Annotated in this window: 17 protein-coding genes; 5 read left to right on the top strand and 12 right to left on the bottom strand. The window is 61.2% G+C overall.

The window, feature by feature from the left end; translation table 11 throughout:
• Positions 1-34: 34 nt before the first annotated feature.
• From M2447_RS08170 to M2447_RS08160, 3 genes are all read right to left on the bottom strand, one after another.
• Entirely contained in the window at positions 35-1942 is a 1908-nt protein-coding gene (locus M2447_RS08170) for a hypothetical protein (RefSeq protein WP_277558170.1), read from the bottom strand.
• Positions 1943-1960: 18 nt separating this feature from the next.
• Entirely contained in the window at positions 1961-2485 is a 525-nt protein-coding gene (locus M2447_RS08165) for an HAD hydrolase family protein (protein ID WP_277509567.1), read from the bottom strand.
• A gap of 143 nt (positions 2486-2628) precedes the next feature.
• Entirely contained in the window at positions 2629-4731 is a 2103-nt protein-coding gene (locus tag M2447_RS08160; protein WP_277558169.1) for an alpha-ketoacid dehydrogenase subunit alpha/beta, read from the bottom strand.
• 160 nt (positions 4732-4891) lie between these two features.
• Here M2447_RS08160 and M2447_RS08155 point away from each other — a divergent pair, with 160 nt between their 5' ends.
• Complete coding sequence (locus tag M2447_RS08155) at positions 4892-5842, top strand: energy transducer TonB (RefSeq protein ID WP_277558167.1); 951 nt, start codon at positions 4892-4894, stop codon at positions 5840-5842.
• Positions 5843-5905: 63 nt separating this feature from the next.
• On the opposite strand, the gene M2447_RS08150 is transcribed toward M2447_RS08155, so the two are convergent.
• Both M2447_RS08150 and panD read right to left on the bottom strand, forming a co-directional pair.
• Positions 5906-6994: an alanine--glyoxylate aminotransferase family protein gene (locus M2447_RS08150; protein WP_277558165.1), complete on the bottom strand. Its 1089-nt coding sequence runs from the start codon at positions 6992-6994 to the stop codon at positions 5906-5908.
• 102 nt (positions 6995-7096) lie between these two features.
• Entirely contained in the window at positions 7097-7462 is a 366-nt protein-coding gene (gene panD, locus M2447_RS08145) for an aspartate 1-decarboxylase (protein WP_277509564.1), read from the bottom strand.
• 113 nt (positions 7463-7575) lie between these two features.
• Between panD and lpxK the strand changes: the two genes are divergently transcribed.
• Positions 7576-8769, top strand: coding sequence for a tetraacyldisaccharide 4'-kinase (lpxK, locus tag M2447_RS08140; protein WP_277558164.1), 1194 nt, complete (start codon positions 7576-7578; stop codon positions 8767-8769).
• Positions 8770-8820: 51 nt separating this feature from the next.
• Here the strand turns inward: lpxK and M2447_RS08135 are convergent, their stop codons facing one another.
• Entirely contained in the window at positions 8821-10260 is a 1440-nt protein-coding gene (locus tag M2447_RS08135) for a GAF domain-containing SpoIIE family protein phosphatase (RefSeq protein WP_108826277.1), read from the bottom strand.
• A 155-nt stretch (positions 10261-10415) separates the two neighbouring features.
• Here M2447_RS08135 and M2447_RS08130 point away from each other — a divergent pair, with 155 nt between their 5' ends.
• From M2447_RS08130 to M2447_RS08120, 3 genes are all read left to right on the top strand, one after another.
• Positions 10416-10934: a peptidylprolyl isomerase gene (locus M2447_RS08130; RefSeq protein ID WP_277558163.1), complete on the top strand. Its 519-nt coding sequence runs from the start codon at positions 10416-10418 to the stop codon at positions 10932-10934.
• Positions 10935-11148: 214 nt separating this feature from the next.
• On the top strand, positions 11149-12498 hold the full coding sequence (gene ffh, locus M2447_RS08125; protein ID WP_277509560.1) for a signal recognition particle protein: 1350 nt from the start codon (positions 11149-11151) through the stop codon (positions 12496-12498).
• 15 nt (positions 12499-12513) lie between these two features.
• A complete protein-coding gene (locus M2447_RS08120; RefSeq protein WP_277509559.1) occupies positions 12514-12882 on the top strand; it encodes a hypothetical protein in 369 nt (122 codons plus the stop codon).
• Positions 12883-12940: 58 nt separating this feature from the next.
• Here M2447_RS08120 and M2447_RS08115 read toward each other — a convergent pair whose 3' ends face one another.
• The 6 genes from M2447_RS08115 to M2447_RS08090 form a co-directional block, all read right to left on the bottom strand.
• Positions 12941-14488 carry a cellulase family glycosylhydrolase gene (locus M2447_RS08115; protein ID WP_277558161.1) on the bottom strand — a complete coding sequence of 516 codons (1548 nt, stop codon included), beginning with the start codon at positions 14486-14488 and terminating at the stop codon, positions 12941-12943.
• Positions 14489-14782: 294 nt separating this feature from the next.
• On the bottom strand, positions 14783-16072 hold the full coding sequence (locus tag M2447_RS08110) for a YdcF family protein (protein WP_277558160.1): 1290 nt from the start codon (positions 16070-16072) through the stop codon (positions 14783-14785).
• A 31-nt stretch (positions 16073-16103) separates the two neighbouring features.
• Positions 16104-17387, bottom strand: coding sequence for an MFS transporter (locus M2447_RS08105; protein WP_277558158.1), 1284 nt, complete (start codon positions 17385-17387; stop codon positions 16104-16106).
• 175 nt (positions 17388-17562) lie between these two features.
• Entirely contained in the window at positions 17563-18336 is a 774-nt protein-coding gene (locus M2447_RS08100; protein ID WP_277509555.1) for an SDR family oxidoreductase, read from the bottom strand.
• A complete protein-coding gene (dgoD, locus tag M2447_RS08095) occupies positions 18333-19529 on the bottom strand; it encodes a galactonate dehydratase (RefSeq protein WP_277558157.1) in 1197 nt (398 codons plus the stop codon). Before dgoD ends, M2447_RS08100 begins: the two co-directional genes overlap by 4 nt.
• A gap of 452 nt (positions 19530-19981) precedes the next feature.
• Positions 19982-22162, bottom strand: a complete 2181-nt coding sequence (locus tag M2447_RS08090) for a hypothetical protein (protein WP_277558156.1) — start codon at positions 22160-22162, stop codon at positions 19982-19984.
• Positions 22163-22410: the final 248 nt, after the last annotated feature.

The following is a 22410-nucleotide window of genomic DNA, read 5'->3' as shown; positions in this document are numbered from 1 at the left end:
CGCGTCCGATTGACGGGGATTTGACGGTTGGGCGCTACGGTTGCGGTTTTGTCGTGGTGCGGGTGATTTTTATTTTTTCACCCTCAATGTTTTCCTCGCCGCGGATGAGCGTGAGTTTTTCGCTGCTGAAGGTGACTGTTTCGTCCGGATTCGAGCGATCTATGATGACTGGATTTTCCGTGAGCGTGATGCGATCCTCGGCGGGAATGATCTCGGCGCGACCGCTTGTGACTTCGCGTGAAAGCTGTTTGAATCGCACATCCCCCGTCGCAACCAGCAGGAGAATCTTGGAGGCGATGGTTTGCAGTTTGGGGTCGAGCGTTGAATCCGGTTTCGGCGATTGAGGCGGGGCCCCGGTCTTGCGCGGATCTGCGTCAACCGTCAGGTGTTTGCAGGCGAGGTCGAGATTCGTTCCCTCGAGATGGACGTCTCCGTCAAAAATGGCGTGCGACAGTTCGTCGGGGGTTGTCCACATGGTGAGCGCCCGGCTGGTGACAACCGTGTCGGTGCCGGGCGTGGCTGCGGTGGCGCGGGGCGCGTTCGCGCTGAGGTCCTTGATCGGGGGAAGGGTGATGCGGACATTGTTTTCGGCAGTCAGGCGGCGTTCGAGCCGTTGAAGTGTGAAAGTATCCGCCGACGCTTTTGCGGATGCCTCGTGATCAATGAGCACGGGGTTTTGGGTGAGTATGATTTTGTCCTCATCCGGCAGGACTTCGGCCTGGCCGCCGGTCGCTTCGCGGCTGGCCTGGGTGAGGTGAACATTGCCAGTGGCGAGGAAATGGTGCAGCGGTGCGATTTTTGGCGCGGGTGCGTCGGGATCGGGTTGTTTCTGCGGTGTGACGGCGAGCACGAGGTGATCGCAGGTGAGCCGGGTGTCCGTGGCGGCGACAGTTACGTTTTCATCGAGATTGGCGTGGGTGAGACCGTCCGGAGTTTCCCGCATTACAAAGTTGCCGGCGGTGATGACCGTGTTTTCCAACTTGGCATTTTCCGCGCGCGGTTCCGTGCCGGTTGCCTGCCAGGGCGGGAGGATGAATCGTCCGGTTTTGCCTTCGATGCGGCGGTCGGCGCGGTGGAGGACGAGCGGGTCGCCGGCGGCGGTGATCTTGAGTTCAGTGTCGGTGACGACGGCGTTTTGTGTGAGCGTGATGCGGTCCTCACGCGGAAAAACATCGGCGCGTCCGCAAGTGACCGTGCGCGCGCCTTGGGTGAGGCGGACATTGCCGGTGGCGACGAGAAGCTGGAATTTGTCGAGCGGTGTGAGCGCGGGGTCTTTGTCGCGGAGGCGCGCGGCGGTGATTTCGAGGTGATCGCAGGCAAGGCGCAGGCCGTCGACCGAGGTGATGACGACGTTGCCTTTGAGGACGGCCAGGGTTGTGCCGTTCGTCTCGTTTTGTGTGAGCGCGAGCGAATCGGCGGTGACGAGCGTCTCGTCGGGCTCAAGTGCGGACGGGGGATTTTGCGAAGCCGGTTGATCGGTGGCGGAACGGCCGAGGATGTTTTTGAGCGGGGCTTTGTAGAGGATGCGGGCGTTTTTGTTTATCGTGAGTTTTTGCCGCGCATGATCATAGGCCCAGTCCTCGCCCGTCACGTCGAGTTCGTCCTCGCGTGCGAGGCGGACATTTTCTTTTCCCTCGATTCTCGGTGCCGGCGAGTCGAACTCGAACACACTTGCCACGGGCGCTGTCATGCGGGTCACGACACGGGCGCTTCCGTCCCCGGGGTATTGGATGAATTCGAGCCGGCCGATGTCGATCTGGCGGGTATTGATGATTGTGGCCTGTTCCCCGGAGATAAGCGATGTGCGGTGCCCGGCGTCGTTGAACGCGGGATACCGGGGATTCTTGACCGGGACGTTTGCGAAAATGCTTCTGCCCCCGGCGCCGGCAAAAACACCGGCGGCGAGGGCGGAAAACAGGAGTGCTGTGAGAAGGGCGCGCACGCGCGTTGTTTCGGAAAACTATTTCCCGTGGGCGGCGAGGATGCAGTTGCAGATTTCCCGGACGGCGCCCGCGCCCGCGGCTTTTTTGGTGATGATGTCCGCCGCGGCGAGCGCGGGGGGCTGGGCGTTGGAGACGCTGATGCCGATGCCGGCCCATTTTATCGCGGGCGCGTCGATGGCGTCATCACCCATGTAGACAATCTGGTCGGCGGTGAGCTTGAGCTTGGCGGCGAGTTTTTTAAGTTCGGCGAGTTTGTCGTCCTGGCCCTGGACAACATACGGGATTTTCAGGTCCTTGGCTCGGACGGTTGTCGCGCCGGATTTGCGGCCCGAGAGCCATGCGGTGGTGATGCCGGCCCAGCCGAGATAAATGAGGCCGGCGCCGTCGAGGATGCTGAAGGTTTTCGACTCGGTGCCGTCGCTTGAGACGATGAGCGAGCCGTCGGTGAGGATGCCGTCGACATCCATGGCGAAGAGCCTGATTTTACGCCACTGCGCGGCGCTGATTTTGGATTTTGTTTTTTTGGATTTTTTTGTGGGCATGGGAAAAGAGGATGTTGTTTGCGCGTGGCGATTTTTCGATGAGATTTTTTATGAGGCAGATGGGACGGATGGGAGTGCTGAATGTGCGTTGTATGTTTTTTGGAAAACACGGCATTTGCGAAATTCAAAAATCCGAAATCGACTCAACCCATCCATGCGGTGATTTTTTCGATCACGCTGTCCTTTGTGGGGCGGAAGACGTGTTCGAGTTCGGGGGCGAAGGGCACCGGCATGTCGAGCGATGCGATGCGCAGCGGCGGGGCTTCGAGCGAAAAGAAAAGTTCCTCGGTGAGCTGCGCCACGAGCTCGGCGCCGAAACCGTGCGAGCGCCGGCCTTCGTGCAACACGATCAGGCGGTGCGTGCGCGAGAGTGATTCGCGGATGGAGTCGAGGTTCAGCGGAGCGAGGCAGCGCAGGTCGAAGAGGTCGAGGTTGCGTTCGTATTCAGCGGTGAAATAATCGCAAGCCTCGGCGGCGATGTGAGTCATTTCGCCGTAGGAAACAAAAGTGGCGAAGTCGCCCGCGCGCAGATGCGCGGGTTGCCAGATGTCTCGGTAATTCGAGTCCCACGTGATGGGCGACTTGCCGCGTCGGTAGAGACCCTTGTGCTCGAAAACGAGAACGGGGTTGTTGTCCTCGTAGGCGGCGAGGATGGCGTTGAACGCATCCTGCGGATTGCTCGGGTAGAGCGCCTTGAGGCCGGGGAATGCGGTGAATAGCGATTCGAGTTCCTGCGAATGAAAGGAGCCCAGGGTGATTCCGCCGCCGCAGGGGAATCGCAAAACGAGCGGCACTTGCGCGCCGGAGCGGAAGCGGTAGGTGGCGGCGTTTTGTGTGATTTGGGTGACTGCCTCCGTGGAAAAATCGGCGAACTGGAACTCCTCGATTGGACGGCGTCCGCCGAGCGCGAGGCCGATTGTGAAACCGGTGCAGGCGCTCTCGGCGAGGGGGACGTTCATGACGCGGGGGCGTCCGAAATCGCGCAACAGATGCTCGGTGACTTTGAACGGGCCGCCGTAGGTTCCGATGTCCTGCCCGAGTATGAGCGACTCGGGACGCTCGGTGAGGATTTTGCGAAGAGCGGCGTTGATGGCCTGCGCCATCGTCAAGGGTGAGTTGTCGGCAAGCTCGATGGCGGGTTTCCATGGCATCGGTTCGGCGGCGGGGGCAAAAATGTCGCGTTGCATCGGTGCGGCATCGGAGGCGGGACGCGGCACGGCGAGCGAAATTTTGACGCAGGTTTCGAGATAGGCGGAGAGCTCGGCGTCGATTGCGTCGAGTTGCGCGGCGTGGCCCGCGCCTGCAAGGCGGGCGCGGAATTTCGGGAGTGGATCGGCGGCGGCGATGCGCTCTGCCTCGCCGGGCGGATAATAATCGCAAGTGTCGTAAGCGGCGTGCCCGCGGAGGCGGACGACACTGGCTTCAACGAGCATGGGGCGCGAAGTGGCGCGGACTTTTTCGAGCGCGGCGGCAAGCGTGGCGGCGGCGAGTTCGGGATTTGTGCCGTCGAGCGCGAGGCCCTCGATGCCATAGCCGGCGGCGCGCTGCCAGAGGGCCGCGCCGGGCGCGCATTCCTCCTCGTAGGGTGTCGAGTAGGCGTAGCGGTTGTTTTCGATGACAAAAAGAACGGGGATGTTGAGCAGCGAGGCGAGGTTGAGCGTCTCGTGAATGTCGCCGGTGGATGACGCGCCTTCGCCGAAAATGGCGATACCAACGGCATTTTTCCCCGCGCGGCGTTGCGCGTCGGTGCAACCGGTGACATTGGACGCCATCGCGCCGAGATGGCTGACCATCGGGAGCGAGCGATTCGCCGGGTCGCCGCGATGGACGTTTCCCTCGCGTGCCTGCGTGGGGCTTTCGAAGTTTGCAAAATACTGGTTGAGGTGCGTGCAGAGATGCTGGCTCCAAATGAGATGTCCGCCGAGTCCGCGATGCGTGAAGGAAATGACATCGGTTGTTTTGTCGGCGAGCAGCGCAAGGGGCACGACGAGCCCTTCGTGTCCCTGTCCTCCGGTGACGGTGCCCTTGATCAAACCCTGGCGGAAGAGGTCAAGGATGCGGTTGTCCGTGAGGCGTGCGAGTTGCATCCATGCGTAAATGCGAAGAAGGGCGGGGGAGGAAAGGGCTGAAGGGCTGAAGGGCTGAAGGGCTGAAGGTTCGACAACGGGCGCGCTGAAATCGGCTGCGCGGAGATCGCGCTCATTGAGGATGGCGGGCGGTGCGGGAAAGTTGGTCGTGGATGCCATGACGGAATGTAAGGCGACACGCTGTATGCGCAACGCGGCGCGGGCAAGGGAAAGAAGCGACGTGTCACACGGGCGAAATTCAGATTTCGCTCGCTAATAAAACTCGGATTCGAGCGTTTATTTAGATGGTATCGCCGGACAGGCTTAAAACTTATTAACCATGATGCGTTATTTCAAATTGCTCCAATGTGCCGGACTTTTCGGCATCGTCTGCCTTTGGTTTGTTTCATTGGCGCTTGATGCCGCGGACAAACCCCAACCGGAACCCAAGTGGGCAACGCCAAATGAGATCAATGCGTTGTCATACGCGATTGCCTTGGCGGAACTGCCCATGCCTCTTTCAAAAGTCGGCACAGATGTGTGGGGAGAGATGAACCCCAAATGGATATTCGGAGTCGGAGACGAAAACGGGACGACATACTATTGGGCAATAACTGATCCATCGGAAGAAAGTGAGAAGCCATATGAAAGTGAGAAGCCATATTATGGAATCGCTCTGAAACACGATGAATCAGGCGATAATCCCAATATTACATCCATGAAACTATATTACTGTAACGCCCAAGGAATGAGATTTTATGATTTGGGTGAACGTATGTCCGCTCGCCTTAAAGAGAGCGCTAGAGAAAGCATGAAAAAAAGAAATCAAACACCGTGGCAGATGGGCGTATTTTGGGCCGAGTTTAGCGCCGATTCCCGATTGTTTTATTATGCCACCAAGGACGCCCCTGACAAAAAAGGGCGCATTAATCGAAAATACCCCATCCCATTTGTTGATTCCGAAGTTAGCAGCGCGCTGTATCCATTTGACAGTGTCGTGTTTTCCACGGAGACGAAAATAGCCGAACCCAAAAAAGTATCGCAACCAAAGTTGGTTTACCCGCTTGAGTTAAAACGCTCGGCCTTTTCGGGCAGAGTGGTGCTTTGTGTGCGAATAAATGAAGAAGGGGTTCCCACCAGAATGGCCGTGAAGGAATCGAGTGACGAAGTTTTCGACCGATATGCGATTGCGCATGTCATGCAAACGACATGGACCTCCGGCACCAGAAAAGGCATGGTTCAAGATAATTGGTTTGAGACTCAGGTTGTTTTCGGAATTTCGGACGAATAAAAAACACCGCGCTTTTGGCGCGGTGTTTTTGTTGATGAGTTGTTGAAAACGTCGATGCGTTTTTTACGCCGCGAGCTTCGGCGTTTTCGCCAGCGCGGCGTCGAGGGAGGCGAGGAGTGAGGTGATTGTCTCCACGGTTTCGTCGCCCATGTTCGAGATGCGGAAGGTTTTGCCTTTCAGCTTTCCATAACCGCCGTCGATCACGAGGTTGTGCTCGGCCTTGAGGATTTTGTTCAGGGCGGCGATGTCGTAGTTGAGCGTGTTGGCAAAGCAGTTCAGCGAAAGCGAGCCGTGGCCTTCCTTCGGGAAGAGTTTGAAGCCTTTCGCGAAGCCCCAGTCGCGCACCATTTTGTTGAGCTGCGCGTGGCGGGCGTGGCGGGCGTCGAGTCCCTCGGCCTTGATGTCGTCGAGCTTCGACTTGAGCGCGTAGATGAGCGGGATGACGGGCGTGCTGGGCGTCATGCCTTTTTCCCAGTTGGCCTGGAATTCGAGGAAGTCGAAATAGTAGCCGCGGCTTTCGACGGTGGCGGCGCGTTCGAGCGCGCGCTTGGAGACCGACATGAGCGAGAGGCCGGGCGGGAGCGCGAGCGCTTTTTGCGAGCCGGTGATGAGCACGTCGATGCCGAGTTCGTCCTTTTTGATCGGAACGACGCTACAGGAGCTGACGGTGTCGACGATCGAGATGACGTCGGGGAAGTCGCGCAGCACGGCCATGAGCGCGGGCAGGTCGCTCATGCAGCCGCAGGAGGTTTCGTTGTGGATGAGGGTGACTGCGTCGTATTGGCCGGTGGCGAGTTCCGCGCGGAGCGCGTCGGGTTCGACGGGCTGGCCCCACTCGACTTTGAGCGCGCCGGCGTCCTTGCCGCAGCGTTTCGAGACGTCGAACCATTTGTCGGAAAAGGCGCCGTTCATGCAGTTGAGCACCTTCTTTTTGACGACGTTGCGGATCGCGCCTTCCATGCAGCCCCACGAGCTGCTGGTGCTGATGTAAACGGGGTCTTTCGTATACATCAGCGCCTGGAGTTCGGGCTGGACGGCGTTGAAGAGCGCGACGAAGTCGGCGCTGCGGTGTCCGATCATGGGCTGGGCCATGGCGCGGAGCGTTTTTTCAGAGACGGCGATCGGGCCGGGGATGAAGAGTTTGTAGCTCATGAGGAAATTTTCGATTTTCGATTTTGGATTTTCGATTGATTGAAATTTTTTTGCACGGGTGTGCGTTAGGTTGAATCTTGGCGTTTTTCAGGCCGCCGCGCGTCACTTGTGGGAAAGTTTCACGATTTTCTTGTTCGCCTCGGAGAGGAGGAGCACTTGCGGCTTCCAGTTTTCGGCCTCCTTTTCGTCAACAAAGGCGAAGTTCATGATCGTGATGAGGTCGCCGCGCTTGCCGAGGTGGGCGGTCGCGCCGTTGAGGCTGAAGATGCGCGAACCGGCGGGGGCGGGGATGGCGTAGGTTTCGAAGCGTTCGCCGTTGGCGAGGTTGCTCACGAGGATTTTTTCGTAATGGCGCAGGCCGACCATTTCCATGAGCTCGATGTCGATGGCAAGGCTGCCCTCGTAGTTGAGGCTCATGTCGGTGACTTCGGCACGATGAATTTTGGATTTTACGAGATTGAGTTGCATGGTTGGATCAACTTCGTGATAGAAGTCTGCCAACGAACGCCACACCGCCCTCATCGTCAATACTCAATCCCAACCGCAACGATCCACGCCTTTTGTAAAAGCCCGCACCGCAAATGTCCTCCTGGTTTCAAAGAAAAATCCGCAGCTTCGAAGCTTTCGCCATCGATGTGATCTTCGGGCGCGCGGAGGGGACGGCGGCGACATTGTTCGCGGGATTCTTGCAGGTGCTGTCGTTCATGTTCAGCGGGATTGTGCAGGCGCGCTACTGGCTTTACCGGAGGCGCATTTTTCACGATCAGCCGCTCGGGTGCCTCGTCGTGGTGGTGGGAAACCTCACGGTGGGCGGCACGGGCAAGACGCCCGTGGTGGAAAAATTCGCCGCGGCGCTTCGCGATCGCGGGCGCAAGGTCGCCATCCTCAGCCGCGGCTACAAGAGCAAGTCGCCCCCGTTTTGGCGCAAGTGGCTCAACTGGATTACGCACGCCGCGGAGCCGCCGCCGCGCATCGTGAGCGACGGCAAGACCGTGCTGCTCGACTCGGAGCACGCGGGCGACGAGCCTTACATGCTCGCTCGAAACCTGCCGGGCGTGCTCGTGCTCGTGGACAAAAACCGCGTGAAAGCCGGCATGTATGCGATCAAGAAATTCGGCTGCGACACGCTCGTGCTCGACGACGGTTTCCAATACCTGCCGCTCAAGGGCCGGCTCAATCTGCTGCTCGTTGACAAGACCAACCCGTTCGGCAATGGCAACCTGCTGCCGCGCGGAATCCTGCGCGAGCCGATCAAGCACATCAAGCGCGCGAGCTACGTTTTCCTCACGAAGTCCAACGGCCAGCGCGACCTGGAGCTGGAGGAGCTTATCAAAAAACACAATCCGCACGCCGACATTATCGAGTGCGCGCACCGCCCGCAGTATTTGCAACGCTTCGGCGCCGGAGCCGATGAGAAGCAGCCGCTTGATTTTCTGAAAGGCAAGCGAGTGGGCACGTTTTCGGGAATCGCGGTGCCGGAGAGTTTCGAGAAGTTTGTTCGCGATCTCGGCGGCTCGATTGTTTTCACGCGCCGGTTTCTCGATCATTACCGGTTTAAGAAATCGGATTTCGAATCGATCTTCAAAGAGGCGATCGAGAAAAAAGTGGAGTTTATCGTGACCACCGAGAAGGACGCCGTGCGCATCGATCCCGGCATGCCGTGCCCCGTGCCGATCTATTACCTGCGGCTCGAGATAGAGATTCTTCAAGGCGCGGCCGACTTCAACGAGGCCGTGGAGCGCATCTGCTTTCCGGGCGCCGCGGCGTTGCCGTGATTTGTTTTGCGCCGCGGGTTCGCTGTTGGCAAGGGACGCCATGTGCGCGGCTCAAACGCGCTTGATCGTCACCAGCGTGTAATCGTCGCGCTGCTTTTCCGGGCCGGCAAAGCGCGACACGCTTTCGAGCACGTGGTCGTTGATTTCCTTCGCGCTGCCCTTGCGCGATGCGCGGACGGCGTCCATGAGCCGCGCGCCGGAAAATTCCTTCCCGTCTTCGTTTGGCATTTCCGTGATCCCGTCGGTGTAGAGCACGAGCGACTCGCCGCGCATCAGCGGTTCGTGCCGGTCCTTTATGATCTCGGCGAAAATCATCTCCTCCACCATGCCGATGGGCATTCCCTCTGAGCCGATAAACTCGCCCTTGAAGTGTTTGTCCGCGCGATCCTCGCGCGCGAAAAACGGCAGCTCGTGCCCCGCGCGCGCAAACGTGACCTCGTTGTATTCCGTGTCGATGATCGCAAACACCATCGTGATGTAGAGCCCCTGCTGGATGTCCTCGGACAGCACGTGGTTGAGCTCCACGAGCACGCGCGCGGGCGACTCGAACCGCGGCGCGATCTGGCGCAGGTTGGTGCGACAAATCGCCATCAGCAGCGATGCCGCGACGCCCTTGCCCGAAACATCGCCCACCGCCACGCCGAGCTTCGTTTCGGACAGCACAAACAAGTCGTAAAAATCGCCGCCCACTTTTTGCGCGGGCGAGTAACGCGTGTCGATGTCGAACCCATCGATCTGCGGCACCCCGTGCGGCAGCAGCATTTGCTGGATGTTGCTCGCGAGCGAGAGATCCATGTCGAGCTGCTTTTTCTCCAGTTGGAAGTTGATGAAATCGACCGTGTGCAACGCGATCGCCGCCTGCTCGGCGAGCGATTGCACCAGTGAAAAATCCGTTTGCGTGAACGGATGGCTGCCCGCCGGGTTGGTTACCGCGAGCACGCCGAAAAACCGTTTTCCAAATGTCACCGGCACGGCGATGATCGAGCGCACCTCAAGCGCCGGGTCGTAATGCCGGACCACGCGCGGGTCGGCCTTCGCATCGGGAATCAACTCCCCCTTGCCGGTCTGCGCCACGTTTCCCACCACGCCATCGCCGACGGGAAATGTTTCCGACTTCAAAACCTGCTCGATGAACTTCGCCCGCGAAATGATTCCCGCCCGGCCCGAGTCCGGCAGCGGCTTGTGCGGCGGGAATAGCCCCTCCACCGCCACGCCGCGCATCATGTTGCCCGCGGTTTTTTCAAATATGCACGCGCTGAGCGCGCCCGTGCACAAAATCGACGCGTGCACGATGCGCTGATAGAGCGCCTCGCGGCGGGGATTGTCCGCCATCGCCTCCGCCATGTGGTGCATGAAATCCACCACGATTTGCGTTTCCTGCGAAACCACCTGCCGGTCGTCCTCGGCGGGCGCGGCACCGCGGCGCGCGCGGCAATAAAACAAAAATGCCGCGAACGCACCGACGAGCAGGCCTGTTAAAAACAAATACATTTCGGGATGGCTCCAAGGAAACAACCTGCGCGCTCCGCATTCAACAAAATCTCCAGCCGACGTTCATTTTTATTTTCGAACCTCCATCAATTTTGACCGTCCGTTTCTGCTTCCCTTTCAGCCCTTCTGTCCTTCAGTCTCTCGGCCTTTTACACATGAGCACCACCAACACAGCACCCGAAGAACACGCGATCCTGAAAACCTCCTACGGCGACATGACCATCAAGTTTTGGCCCGACGTCGCGCCCAAGACCGTGGAGAATTTCAAGAAACTCGCGCGCGAGGGTTTTTACAACGGCACCGCGTTTCACCGCATCATCAAGGGCTTTATGATTCAGGGCGGCTGCCCCAATACCAAGGACGGCGAAAGCGGCCTGCCCGGCACGGGCGGTCCCGGCTACCAGATCAAGGCCGAGTTTAACGCCAAGCCGCACGTGCGCGGTGTCATCTCGATGGCTCGCTCGCAGCATCCCGACTCCGCCGGCAGCCAGTTCTTCATCTGCCACGGTGACGCGCGTTTCCTCGACAGGCAATACACCGCCTTTGGCGAACTCATCGCCGGCGACGACGTGCTCGAGCGCATCGCCACCGTTCCGACGCAGCCCACCGGCGAGCGCAGCACGCCCATCGACCGCATCGGACTCACGAGTGTCGAAATCGTGCCCGCCGCGTGATCGGCGCATGCGGCCGCGACGCCGCTCCCAAACCCAATCCAAGACAAAAACGCCCGTAATCCAGTCGCGGGTGTTTTTTTTGTATTCAAAAATCAACTACAGGGATCGCCGTGTTTGAAAGCGCGGCATTCCGTTGAGCCCGGCGAGGCTCGCAATTTGCCGCAAACAAATCTGGCCATTTGTTTGCGCGTGAGTTCATTTGTGCGCTTTTCACATGTTCGAATCGCTCACAGACAAACTTTCGCAGGCGCTCCGCAATCTCCGCGGGGTTGGCAAACTATCCGAGGAAAACATGGCCGAGGCGCTCAAGGAAGTGCGCGCGGCCCTGCTCGGCGCCGACGTGCACTTCAAGGTCGCGCGCGAATTCGTGGAGCGCGTGCAGCAGCAATGCGTCGGGCGGGAAGTGCTCAAGGGCGTCTCGCCAGGCCAGCAAATCGTCAAGATTATCAACGACGAATTGGTGCGCTTGCTCGGAGAGGGCGCGACCGAGCTTTCCGCGGCGCGTCCGCTGAGGGTGCTCATGGTCGGCTTGCACGGCTCGGGCAAAACGACATCAAGCGCCAAACTCGCGAAACTGCTCAAAAAACGCGGCTACCGTCCGATGGTTGTGGCGTGCGATATTTACCGCCCGGCGGCCATCGACCAACTGGAGATTCTGGCGAAGGCGGAGGAGGTCGCGTTTTACGCGGATCGCAACTCGAAGGACGTTCCCGCCATTGGCGCGGCCGCGCTTGAGGCGGCTCGCGAGGCGACGTGCGACGCGATTATTTTTGACACCGCCGGACGCCTGCAAATTGACGAGACGCTGATCGACGAGGTGAAAAAACTTCGCGCCCGCGTGCAACCCGACGAGGTGTTTCTCGTCGCCGACGGCGCGCTTGGCCAGGAGGCGGTCAACGTGGCAAAGGCGTTCAACGACGCGCTGCAACTCACCGGCCTCATCCTCACCAAGCTCGACGGCGACGCGCGCGGCGGCGCGGCGCTCTCGATCAAGTCGATCACGGGCGTGCCGATCAAGTTTGTCGGCACCGGTGAGAAGACGGAAAACTTCGAGATATTTTATCCCGACCGCCTTGCCTCGCGCATCCTTGGCATGGGCGACGTGGTTTCGCTCGTCGAGCGCGCGCAGGAAAACATCGACCAGAAGGAGGCGGAAAAGATGGCGGAGAAACTCCGCAAGGCCGACTTCAACCTGGAGGATTTTCTCGGGCAGATGCGCCAGATCAAAAAAATGGGCTCGATGGAAAGCATCATGGGCATGCTTCCGGGCATGAACGGCGTCAAACTAGACGGCGACGCCGAGAAACAAATGGCGCGCACCGAGGCGATCATTCTCTCGATGACGCCGCAGGAGCGCCGCAAGCCCGAGCTCCTGAACGGCAGCCGCCGCCTGCGCATCGCGAACGGCGCGGGCGTGAAAATCATAGAGGTCAACCAGCTCATGAAACAATTTCAGCAAATGCAAAAAATGATGAAGATGCTGAAGGGCGGCGGAGGCCGCAAAATGATGCGCCAGATGCAAGCCATGCAGGCCAAGGGCGGTGGTGGAATGCCGAGGTTTTGAGGACACCGTTTTCCAATGGACTGGGGCACGATACAGCGTTTTTTGGTGTTTTTAGGCGGGCCTCTCTTGATTGGTTTTCTACTGAGCCGGTTTTATCCAAAATCTGTCAGAACTTCATACTGGGGGCTATTTTTTGTAGCTACACTTTTGATTGCTGGTGGCGCCAATGACATCAGAACAAAAACTTTCACTGGAAAAAGAGGTGCAGGATTGATGACAGGCGCCAGCGCGCAAATTATGGGCGCCGCTGTGCTTGTCATGGGGCTCTGTCTTTTTGTAGCGGCTATCCGCCGATACAAAATTGAAAAAGCGAAACACGAAAAAAACGTCGCTGAGGAAGCCGAAAGACGCCGCATCAGGCGCAAACAACGTCGGAAATCTTAACCTCGAAAATTTCATGCGTAGGGGCGCCGCTTGCGACGCCCTTACGGCTCGATTTCGGTTATTTTTTACTCGGCTCGAACTTCACAAAATCACCAAACGTCAGCAGCAGCGGGTAGTCGGTTATGCGGATGTTTTTCAGGGTCCAGGAATTGCCCTTGTAGCGCGATTGGACCATCATTTCGTCGGGCACTTCATAGACGTCGCCGGTGATCAGGTCCACTAGGCGCACGGGTTTCGGAAGGCCGGTGAATATCATCGTGGTCGCGCTTTCGAAGCTCGTCGTGAGCAGGTCGGTCGCGTTCCAGTAGAGGAAGCCGCGCGCGCCGTTGGACTTTTCCAATGCGAGATATTGCAGGGGATGATCGTCGAAACCGACTTCCTTTCCGTATGCGCCTTCGCCGGGGACGATTTGCAGCGCAATGTTTCCCGTGGTGACGTCGTCGGTGAAAACGGAGCAGAGGTTTTGCAGCGCGTAGTAGGAGGGCTTGGGCGTGTATTCGCCGGTGGAGCGGCCGTCCTCGTCGAAGTCCGCGCCGAGCACGCCGAAATATCCATAATCCAGATACGAGGCTTTTTCGCCGACTTTGCCGTCGAGTGCCTCGATCATGTCAACGGTCGTGAAATACGAGGTGAAATCGACATCGAACGAAATGTCGGTGACGAGGTGTCGCAGCAACAGCTTGGCCTGGTTTTGCGGCGTCCACGCGCGGTAGCGCAACGCGCCGCGTCCGTCGGGGCGCGATTGCGTGCCGGACTCGCCCTGCACCATTTTGATGTCGGGGTTGTGGGCGCGCACGAGCGCGCGCATGGCGTCGTAGCGGTTTTTGTATCCGAGCTCCGTGATCGCGTAATAGTGATACGAGAAAATGTCGAGGTGCGCGGCCATGCCGGTTTCGAGCGCGGCGGCCATGTAGCCGAGGTGCTTGAGCGAGCCGGAGGTGACACCGCCCGCGATTTGCGCGGAGGGATCGACGGCGCGGATCGCCTTCGATGTGGCGATCACAAACTCGCCGTATTCCGCCGGATTCACGCCGGTTTTCCAACAGTTGAGCGCGTTGGGTTCGTTCCAGATTTCGTAGAGTTGGACGCGTCCCTTGAAATGCTTGACGACGGCCGTGACGTAGGCGGCCCACGCGCGTCTTTCCTCCCCGGTTTTCACGGGCGGCACGCCGACGGCGCCGAAATATTTTTTCGCCTCGGGCGTGTAGAGTTCGTTGCCGTAGCAGAGGTTGATCCACGGCGTCATGCCGCGCTTGATGAGGTTGTCCACCACGCTGTCGAGCCACGCGAAATCATACTGGCCGCGAACTTTTTCGGTGCGCTGCCAGCCGGACTGGATGCGCACCCACTTGACGCCGAGCGCGCCGACTTTGTCGTAGGCTTTTTCCGGATCGAAGACATTGCGGTCGAGTTTTTCGAAGCCGATGCCGATGCGCGGGCTGACGCCTTCGACCGATGCGCGCGGGGTGACTTTGCCAATCCGTTTGAGCTGCACGGGCGCCGCCTTCGGATGGACGGTTTGTGCCGTCGCGGGGAGGCACAGGGCCGTGGCGAGGAGGGCGGGCGCGACAATGCGGAGGAGTGAGGTGAGGGATTTTGGTTTCATGTTATTGGGTTTAAAAAACTGACATTGCATGAAGCCCAACGGGCTTCTGTCTTTTAGCCCGGGGTTGCGAGCGCGGCGAGCTACCCCGGGAATGATAAGCATTACAACCAACCCCGACGGGGTTGTGGCCTGTTTGCGCACCGTGCGTTTTCAACGAACGCAACCCTTTCAGGGTTGTGTTTTCTTTTTTATCCCACCCGGGGTAGGCGCTCGTTCCTCGCACCAACCCCGGGCTAAAAGACGCATCCCCGTCGGGGATGGGTGGGCGCGCATTTTCAATTTTCCAAAACACCGTCATGGGTCGAGCGGGTCGGCGCCGACTTGGGTGGAGAGCGGGGAGAGCCTGCCTATGAGTTCGAGCGGGCCGGCTTGGGAGACGAGCGTGAACGGCGAATAGCCGAGCTCCTTTTTGGCGTTTCTTTGGAAGCGCGGGCTGACGATGTAGTTCACGTGCGTGTCGGTGGTGAGCACGCGGATGGTTTTGTCCAGGGGCGCGCCGAGGCGGATGAACAAGCGCGCGGTGTTGCGGTAATTGGTGGTGGTGTGGCGGGCGTGCGGGTCGATGATGACGCACTCCTCCGGCACGCCGAAGTCGCGGACAACGACGCGCTTCATTTCAACCGCCTCGCAATAATTGGTGCCGGAGGGCCAGACGTAGCCGCCGGTCAGCACCAGAAACGCGGAGTCGCCCTCGCGGAAGCGGCGGATGGCGGCGTCGAGCGAGGCGCGGCCCGTCGGACTGAGGGGCACGCCGGAGATGTGCGCGCCGTGGCCGAGCACGAGCAGGGCGGTGTGCTTGTAACGCGTCCAATCAATCTTCGCGGCGCGGGCAAATGCGGCCTGGTTTTCACCCGCGTGCAACGGCTCAAAACGTCCGGCATAATCGCGCTGGTGCGCTTGCAGGAGCATGACCGCGAAACGGAGCGAGGGCTGGATGAAGAGCCGCGCGGCCTCGGGGTCGTCGCGCACGAGCACGAGAAGTTCGCGGGTCGTTTTGACGTGGTAGGCGGAGGCGGGATCGTAGGCGAGCGCGTCGATTTTTGCGTAGCGGGGCGGAACTCCGAGCGCGTAGGTTTTGATGACGAGGTTGACCATGCCGGCGGCATCACCCCAGGCGCGCGCGAGGAAATCGGCGTCGGGAAGCTTTTCGTGGAGCGCGAAGAGACCGCTCGGGCGAAGGTTGTCGCGGACGGCGGCGCGGAGCGCGGGACTGTCGGCGAGGAGGCCGCGGAGGATTTCGGCGACTTGCTGAATCTCGGCGTCGGACCAGAGGAGCGGGTCGATTTGCGCGGTGAGGGCGTCGAGGGTTGTCGCGTCCTTGCTCGCCGCGGCGGAGGCCGGGATCGCGCGGAACTTGGCTTGCGCAAGCGCGGCGAGTTCGGGATGCGCGGCGAGCGCGGCGCCGACGGCGGGATCGCTTTCGAGGACGGCGAGCAGCGGGAACGTCTTTTCGAGAAGCGGATTGCTCCACGTGACGGGTCCGGCCCGCCCGGTTTTCGGCAGCGCGGAAAACGCGGACGTCGCGAGGACGCATAGCAGGGCCGGAATGACAAGGAGGCGTGCGGCGGCGCGGGGGAATTTCATGGGCGGAATTATTGTCCGGTTTTGGGAAAAATCAAACCAGACCGACGCGGTCGCGGCGGAATGTGCGCGCGCGGGCGAAACCCACGGCGATGGCGCCGACGAGGTAAAGCGAGGCGAGCACGGCGAACCCGCGCGTGAGCCCGGAGCCGTCGGTGTAAATGTCCTTCATGCGTCCGAGCAGCAGCGGCGAGAGCGAGCCGACGAGAAACGCCATCATGGTCATCATCGACACGGCGGTGGCGCGGAAGCGCGGCGGAATCACGTCGAAGAGCGAGGCGTGGGTGTTGCATTCGTAGAGGCCGCGGAAGAGGCCGAAGGCGGTCATGGCAACGCACACGGAGACGAGGCCCGGCGCCATGGCCATCCAGAAAATCGCCGGCGCGCCGAGCGCCATCGCGACGGTTTGCAACTCCAGGCGCGCGGTCGGGCGGGTGCGCGCGCGGTAGTCCGAAAACGCGCCGCCGGCGAGCACGCCGGCCATGGCGCCGAAGTGGTGGAAGAACATCGCGTAGCCGCCCGCCAGCGTGAGCGAGAGGTTGAACTTGTCCTGGAGAAACGAGGGGGCCCAGACGACGTAGGCGTTGTTCACGCAAACGATGGCGGTGAACGCGACCGTGAGCAGCAGCGCCGTCGGCGTGCGAAAGATCATGGCGAACGACTGGAAGAGCGTCGGCTCCGCTACGGGGGCGGCGGCGGGCGGCGCGTCCGCGGGCGGGGGTTCGAGCGACTTGTCGTCGTTTGTGTCGCGCAGGCGGAAGATGAACACAAAGCCGAGCAAAATGCCGCAGCCGCCGAACACGTAGAACGCGGAGCGCCAGCCCCAGCAATCGGCGATCCAGCCTCCGAGGAAGCCGCTGGTCATCACGCCGATGTAGAGCGCGGTTTGGTGGACGGACATGGCGATGCTGCGCGTCGAGCGGTGAAACTTGGCGAGCAGAGAATACGCCGAGGGCGCGTAAAAGGCCTCGCCGCCCGCGGTCGCCACGCTGCGCAACGCCACGAGCGCGACCACGCCGCCGGCGAAGCCGGTGAAGAGCGTGGCGGTGCTCCAGAATATCAAGCAGCCGGTGATGACGCGCGTCTTGGAAAAACGATCGCCGACAAAACCCGCGAAGGGCATCAGGATGGCGAGCGTGAAGAAGAGCACCGAGCCGACCAGGCCCTCCTGCGAACCGGTGAGCAGCAGCTCGGCGCGGATTTGCGGCAGCACCACGCCGAAGATCGCGCGGTCGCCCTGGTGGAAGAAAAACGCCAGGCAGAGCAGCGCGAGCAGCTCCCATTTGTAGCCCGGACGGAGTGGTTTTTGAGGTTTCATGCCAGATGTTTTGGTTTTTGGGGTCTAATGCGTGCTTCGATTTGGTTTGGTCTTGTAGGGGCGCACCTTGCGTGCGCCCTCGTATGCGAAGGACTGTGCGCGTGCGCACACCCAAAGCGGGCTAGCACGAGGGCGCACGCAAGGTGCGCCCCTACGGGATTTGCGGCGGCTGGTTTCATGTTTCGAGTGCTTGCGGGACGAGTTGGACCGAGCAGCCGCCGTCAATCACCAGCCGGGAGCCGGTGATGCGGCGCGCCTGTTCCGAGGCGAGAAAGAGCACCGAGTCGGCGATGTCGTCGCCCGTCGATTCCCAGCCGATGGGCACGATGGCGCGTCGCTGCGCGGCGGTTTCGGGCGTGATGTGATCCCAGCGGTTGGTGCGAATGTAACCGGGCACGACGGTGTTGACGCGGATGTTGTGCCCGCCGAGCTCGAGCGCCATCGCGCGGGTGAGCGCCTCGATCGCGCCCTTTGTCGCGCAATAAATGCTGCGGTTGCGGATGGCGCGCTGCGCGGTGTTGGAGCCGAGGTTCACAATCGCCCCGCCGCCTTGCGCGATCATGAGCCGCGCGGCTTCCTGGCCGCACAAAAACGTGCCCATGAGGTTCACGCGGACGACGTTTTCCATCACTTCGAACGGCATGTCCGCGAACGAGTGGCCGATGGCGTGCTGCACGGCGTTGTTCACGAGGATGTCGAGCCGGCCCCACTTGTCGCGCACTTGCCGGAACATGCCCGCGATGCCCTCGCGTTTCGTGAGGTCGGCGGGCAGCGCGAGCACGTCCGCTCCGGTGGCTTCGCTGATTTCGGCGGCGGCGCGCGCGGTGGCGTCGGGGTCGATGTCGTTGATCGCGACTTGCGCGCCCGCGGCGGCGAAGCGGCGCGCGATGGCGAAGCCGGAGTTGGCTGCCGCGCCCGTGACGAGCACGTGTTTTCCTTGGAAGTTCATTGTTGTTTTTTCGGAGTGTTTGAAGTTTCGGGATTGAAGTAGGAGACGGCGTCAGGCGGGCGGATTTGCGTGAGCGCGCCGGTGTAGTGCCGCAGGTTGCGCGGCTCGTAGGGATGCTTCGCAATTTCATCAATGCGCAGGTCGATGCCGAGGCCGGGCCCGTCGGGGATGAGCAGCGCGCCCGCCTCGAAACGCGCCTGCTCGGTGCTGATTTCGCGGCGGTGCGGCACGTCGTTCGACATGGTTTCGAGCAGGAAAAAGTTGGTCGTGCACGCGGCGAGTTGCAGCGTGGCGGCGTTGGCGACCGGGCCGGACGGGTTGTGCGGGCAGATCGCGATGTGATGCGTCTCGGCCATCGCGGCGATTTTGCGCAGCTCGCCGATTCCGCCCGCATGGCTCACGTCGGGCTGCACGTAGTCGGCGGCGCCGCGTTGCAGGAGCGCGCGAAAATCCCAGCGGCTGTAAAGGCGTTCGCCGGCGGCGATGGGCACGCGCACGCGCTGCTTCACCTCGGCGAGCGCGTCGAGGTTGTCCGGCGGCACCGGCTCCTCGAACCAGGTGATGTCAAACTCCTCCAGCCGTTGCGCGATGCGGATCGCCGTGGGCACGTTGAAACGTCCGTGGCCCTCGATCAAAATATCCACGTCGGGGCCGACCGCCTCGACAACGGCCTGCACGCACGCCATCGCGTCGTTGAGTTCGCGCTTGCCGATGTTCATGTAGGCCGAGCCGAACGGGTCCCATTTCAGTCCGCGGAAACCCTGCGCGACGGCGACGCGCGCTTTTTCCGCAAACTCGTCCGGGCGCACCGCCGGCGCGAACCAGCCGTTCGCGTAGCACGGCACACGGTCGCGCACGCGTCCGCCGAGCAACTGCCACACGGGCACGCCGAGCGCCTTGCCCTTGATGTCCCAGAGCGCCATTTCGACGGCGGAGAGCGCGCTCATCAGCACCGGGCCGCCGCGCCAGTAAACGTCGCGGTAGGTGTCGTGCCAGAACGCCTCGATGTCGAACGGATCGCGACCGACGAGGTAGCGCTCAAGCTCCTTGCACGCTTGCGCGACGGTTTGCTCGCGGTATTCGAGCGTGGCCTCGCCGACGCCGTGGATGCCGTCGTCGGTGAGCACGCGCACAAAAACCCAGTTCGTGCGCCACGCGTTGCAGATGTGTGTTTCGATTGCGGTGACTTTCATGGTGAATGGAATTGGAAATCGCTTAACATTGGTGGAACGACGGCATACACGACGCCAACGGCGTCACACAACTTAGCCCGGGGTGAGCGCGTAGCGCGCAACCCCGGGTTACCGATACCACAAGACCGGCGCCCTGAAGGGGCGCGACAACATGTTACGGTGCGCGCTGATTTGTTGCGCCCCTTCAGGGCGCTGTATTCAAAAAATAGCATACCCAGGGTGTCGCAGACTCCACCCTGGGCTAAGTTGTGACACGCCTTTGGCGTGGTTACAGTGCGGCCAACATTGCGGCCAACGTAGCGCAGACTGCCAAGTCTGCCTTCCATTAATTGCGTGATTTTTTCAAGGGCAGACTTGGCAGTCTGCGTTACAACGGCAAACGGATGCGTGGGGATGGGCGAGCGTTTGGTTTGAATTTTCATGCCGGTCGTGTTTCGGAAATTTCGTCCGGTTTACTTGCGCACCCCAAACCGCGTTTCGTAGAGCGTGGCGGCGACGTCGCGCACGGCCTCGATGGTTTCGGCGTAGGGCGTGTCGCAAATGTCGAGCAGGCCGGTTTGGTAATTCTCGCCGTCGAAACGTCCGGTCGTCGGCTGGTCGTAATATTGAAACCAATGCGTGCCGATGATCGCCGGGTTGCGCAGGCCGCTGCGCACGTATTCGCGGTAGGCGAGCGCGCGGGCGTCCTGGTCGGCCACGCGCACGAGGGCGGCGCAAAACGGCCCGCGATCAAGCGCGCCAAAGTGAAACTCGCCGATCAGCACGGGCATGCCCTTCGCGGTATCGAGGATGGCGGGAAGCGTGGCGAGGCTCGACGCGTAGATGTTGATGCTGATCACGTCGCAGTGGCGCGCGGCCACGCGCGTTACAAACGCGCTGCCGCTGCCCGCGAAACGCGCCCCGAGATACAGGTGATTCGGCGACGCGGCCTTGACCGCCGCGCGGCAGCCGGCGAAATATTTTTCGACGATGTGTTCGCTCAACATTTCGAGGTCGGCCTTGGCGGCGGGGTGTGTTTTGTCGGGCGGCGCGGTTGCGGCGAGTAGCGCGTCCCAACTTTCGTGCGCGGTCGCCCACGCGGTGTTCAGCGCGGCAATGTCGCGGTATTTTTTTCGCAGCACGGAAACGAGAGCGCGCTTGGCGGGTTGCGAGGCCGGTGAGGCGAGCGTGACCTCGGCGGCATGCCACGAGTTGCCCCAGCGCAGCTCGTTGTCCGCGAAGAAACCGAGGCACCACGGGTCGTTGAGCGACTCCCTCAACTCGGTGCGCATGGTGCGCTCCATGTGCCGCTCCCACGCGGGGTCGAACGGATCGGGCAGCTTGCCCCAGCTTCCGCCGGAGGCCTCGATGCGAAACTCCGACGCGCCCATCGGCGCGGAGTAGAGAATCGCCGTGTAGGGAAATTTGCGGCGCAGGTAAATGTCGGGATCGGAGGAGTTGGCGATGGTGTTCAATCCCCAGCTTTCGAGGCGCCGCAGCGCGCGCGCCTTGTGCGCCGCCTCCCAGTCCGCGCCGTGTTTGCGGAAAAGATTGGCCTCAAGAAAATCATAAACGGCATGCCTGCCTTTTCCCAAATAATAGCCGCGCGTCGAGGGCGACTCGTCGCCGTAAAACCGCGCGAGCGGCGACGCGGAATCCTTTGGCGGCAGCGTGAAGAAATGCTCGCGGTCGGGAAGCGGCGTGCCGCGATAAACGCCGCCGACGCGCTGAAGCGTGGCGACGCGCACCACGCCGTGCGACCAAAAGAGCCGCCCCTCCGGATCGACGAGCCACCACTGGCCGTCGATTTTTTCGACGCGGAAAAATCCGGTCGCGCGTTGTTGCGGCCCAGACGCCCAGCCGCCGTAGCGGTTCCATTTTGCGGGGCGTGGATGCGCGGCGATGTCGGCGTCCTCGGCTTTCAGGCGCGCGGCGAAATCGCGCTCCGATTTTATTTTGCCCGGCCACGCGCGGTGCGCGTATTGACCAAACTCGTCCACGAGCGGAAACACGCGGCTCTCCGGCCAGTCGCGCCACGGTTCGGGCACGCCGCGCGCGACGACTTTGCCGATGGCGAAACGTTGTCCGGCGCGCGCGTTTTTTGCATGGATTTCGATGCGCGCGATGCTTGCGCCGTCCATGACCCCGTGGCGGGCGAACTCCCGCGGCTTGCCGACGAGCGAGATCAGTTTGCCGTCGAGCGGCGATTTGTTTTTGCCGGTGATCGGCACCGTTACCCACACGACCTGACCGCCCACGGGCAGCGTCGCGGGGGCGCGATAGTGCCTGTGATGAATTTTGACCGGCCCGGTGGCCGAGGCGGCGTCGAACACCGCAAGCTCAACATCAACCGGCTCCGTCCCGAGGTTGCGGAACGGCACGGCGATTTCGGCAAACGCCTCCAAATCCCACGAGCCCGCGCCCGCCTCCGGTCTCACGGAAATGCCGGCGCGTTTTGCGTCGCGTGGTGCGGTCAGTTCGAGCCAGCCGGATTCGTTGGGCGCGGCCTCGGACGAAAGCGTTTTCACTCCGGCGGCGGGCCAGCGTTCCCAGCCGGCCACGGTGCGCGAGGGTGATTCGTCTTGCGCAAAAAGAGGGGTGACCAAGCCGATGGCGCCGACGCAGGCGGCGAGAAAACGCATGGGGGAATACATGTCCGCAAAGGCTGAATTCGCGACCCGCGAAGGCAAACAGCCATTTGCGGCAACCCGTTTCTATTTTGCGACATTGACCCGGGAAATGAGAAACACGGACGGAGACGAATTCTTTCCGGGGAGCACACGCGTCCCGCGTGTCTTGTGCGGCGTCCCGCCGCGCATGGGCGAGGGTTCGGGCGGGACGCCCAAACCAGCACGCGGGACGCGCGCGCTCCCCAAGCCGATGATTTCACGAAGAGGTCTAT

This window comes from Ereboglobus sp. PH5-10 (assembly GCF_029504735.1).
Lineage (GTDB): Bacteria > Verrucomicrobiota > Verrucomicrobiia > Opitutales > Opitutaceae > Ereboglobus.
This window is presented reverse-complemented; position numbering and strand designations above follow the sequence as displayed.

Bases quoted from the DNA above. Each gene is read 5' to 3' on its own strand.
- M2447_RS08165 (WP_277509567.1), bottom strand. From the start codon at position 2,485: ATGCCCACAAAAAAATCCAAAAAAACAAAATCCAAAATCAGCGCCGCG.
- M2447_RS08160 (WP_277558169.1), bottom strand. From the start codon at position 4,731: ATGGCATCCACGACCAACTTTCCCGCACCGCCCGCCATCCTCAATGAG.
- M2447_RS08155 (WP_277558167.1), top strand. From the start codon at position 4,892: ATGATGCGTTATTTCAAATTGCTCCAATGTGCCGGACTTTTCGGCATC.
- M2447_RS08150 (WP_277558165.1), bottom strand. From the start codon at position 6,994: ATGAGCTACAAACTCTTCATCCCCGGCCCGATCGCCGTCTCTGAAAAA.
- panD (WP_277509564.1), bottom strand. From the start codon at position 7,462: ATGCAACTCAATCTCGTAAAATCCAAAATTCATCGTGCCGAAGTCACC.
- lpxK (WP_277558164.1), top strand. From the start codon at position 7,576: ATGTCCTCCTGGTTTCAAAGAAAAATCCGCAGCTTCGAAGCTTTCGCC.
- M2447_RS08135 (WP_108826277.1), bottom strand. From the start codon at position 10,260: ATGTATTTGTTTTTAACAGGCCTGCTCGTCGGTGCGTTCGCGGCATTT.
- M2447_RS08130 (WP_277558163.1), top strand. From the start codon at position 10,416: ATGAGCACCACCAACACAGCACCCGAAGAACACGCGATCCTGAAAACC.
- ffh (WP_277509560.1), top strand. From the start codon at position 11,149: ATGTTCGAATCGCTCACAGACAAACTTTCGCAGGCGCTCCGCAATCTC.
- M2447_RS08120 (WP_277509559.1), top strand. From the start codon at position 12,514: ATGGACTGGGGCACGATACAGCGTTTTTTGGTGTTTTTAGGCGGGCCT.
- M2447_RS08115 (WP_277558161.1), bottom strand. From the start codon at position 14,488: ATGAAACCAAAATCCCTCACCTCACTCCTCCGCATTGTCGCGCCCGCC.
- M2447_RS08110 (WP_277558160.1), bottom strand. From the start codon at position 16,072: ATGAAATTCCCCCGCGCCGCCGCACGCCTCCTTGTCATTCCGGCCCTG.
- M2447_RS08105 (WP_277558158.1), bottom strand. From the start codon at position 17,387: ATGAAACCTCAAAAACCACTCCGTCCGGGCTACAAATGGGAGCTGCTC.
- M2447_RS08100 (WP_277509555.1), bottom strand. From the start codon at position 18,336: ATGAACTTCCAAGGAAAACACGTGCTCGTCACGGGCGCGGCAGCCAAC.
- dgoD (WP_277558157.1), bottom strand. From the start codon at position 19,529: ATGAAAGTCACCGCAATCGAAACACACATCTGCAACGCGTGGCGCACG.
- M2447_RS08090 (WP_277558156.1), bottom strand. From the start codon at position 22,162: ATGTATTCCCCCATGCGTTTTCTCGCCGCCTGCGTCGGCGCCATCGGC.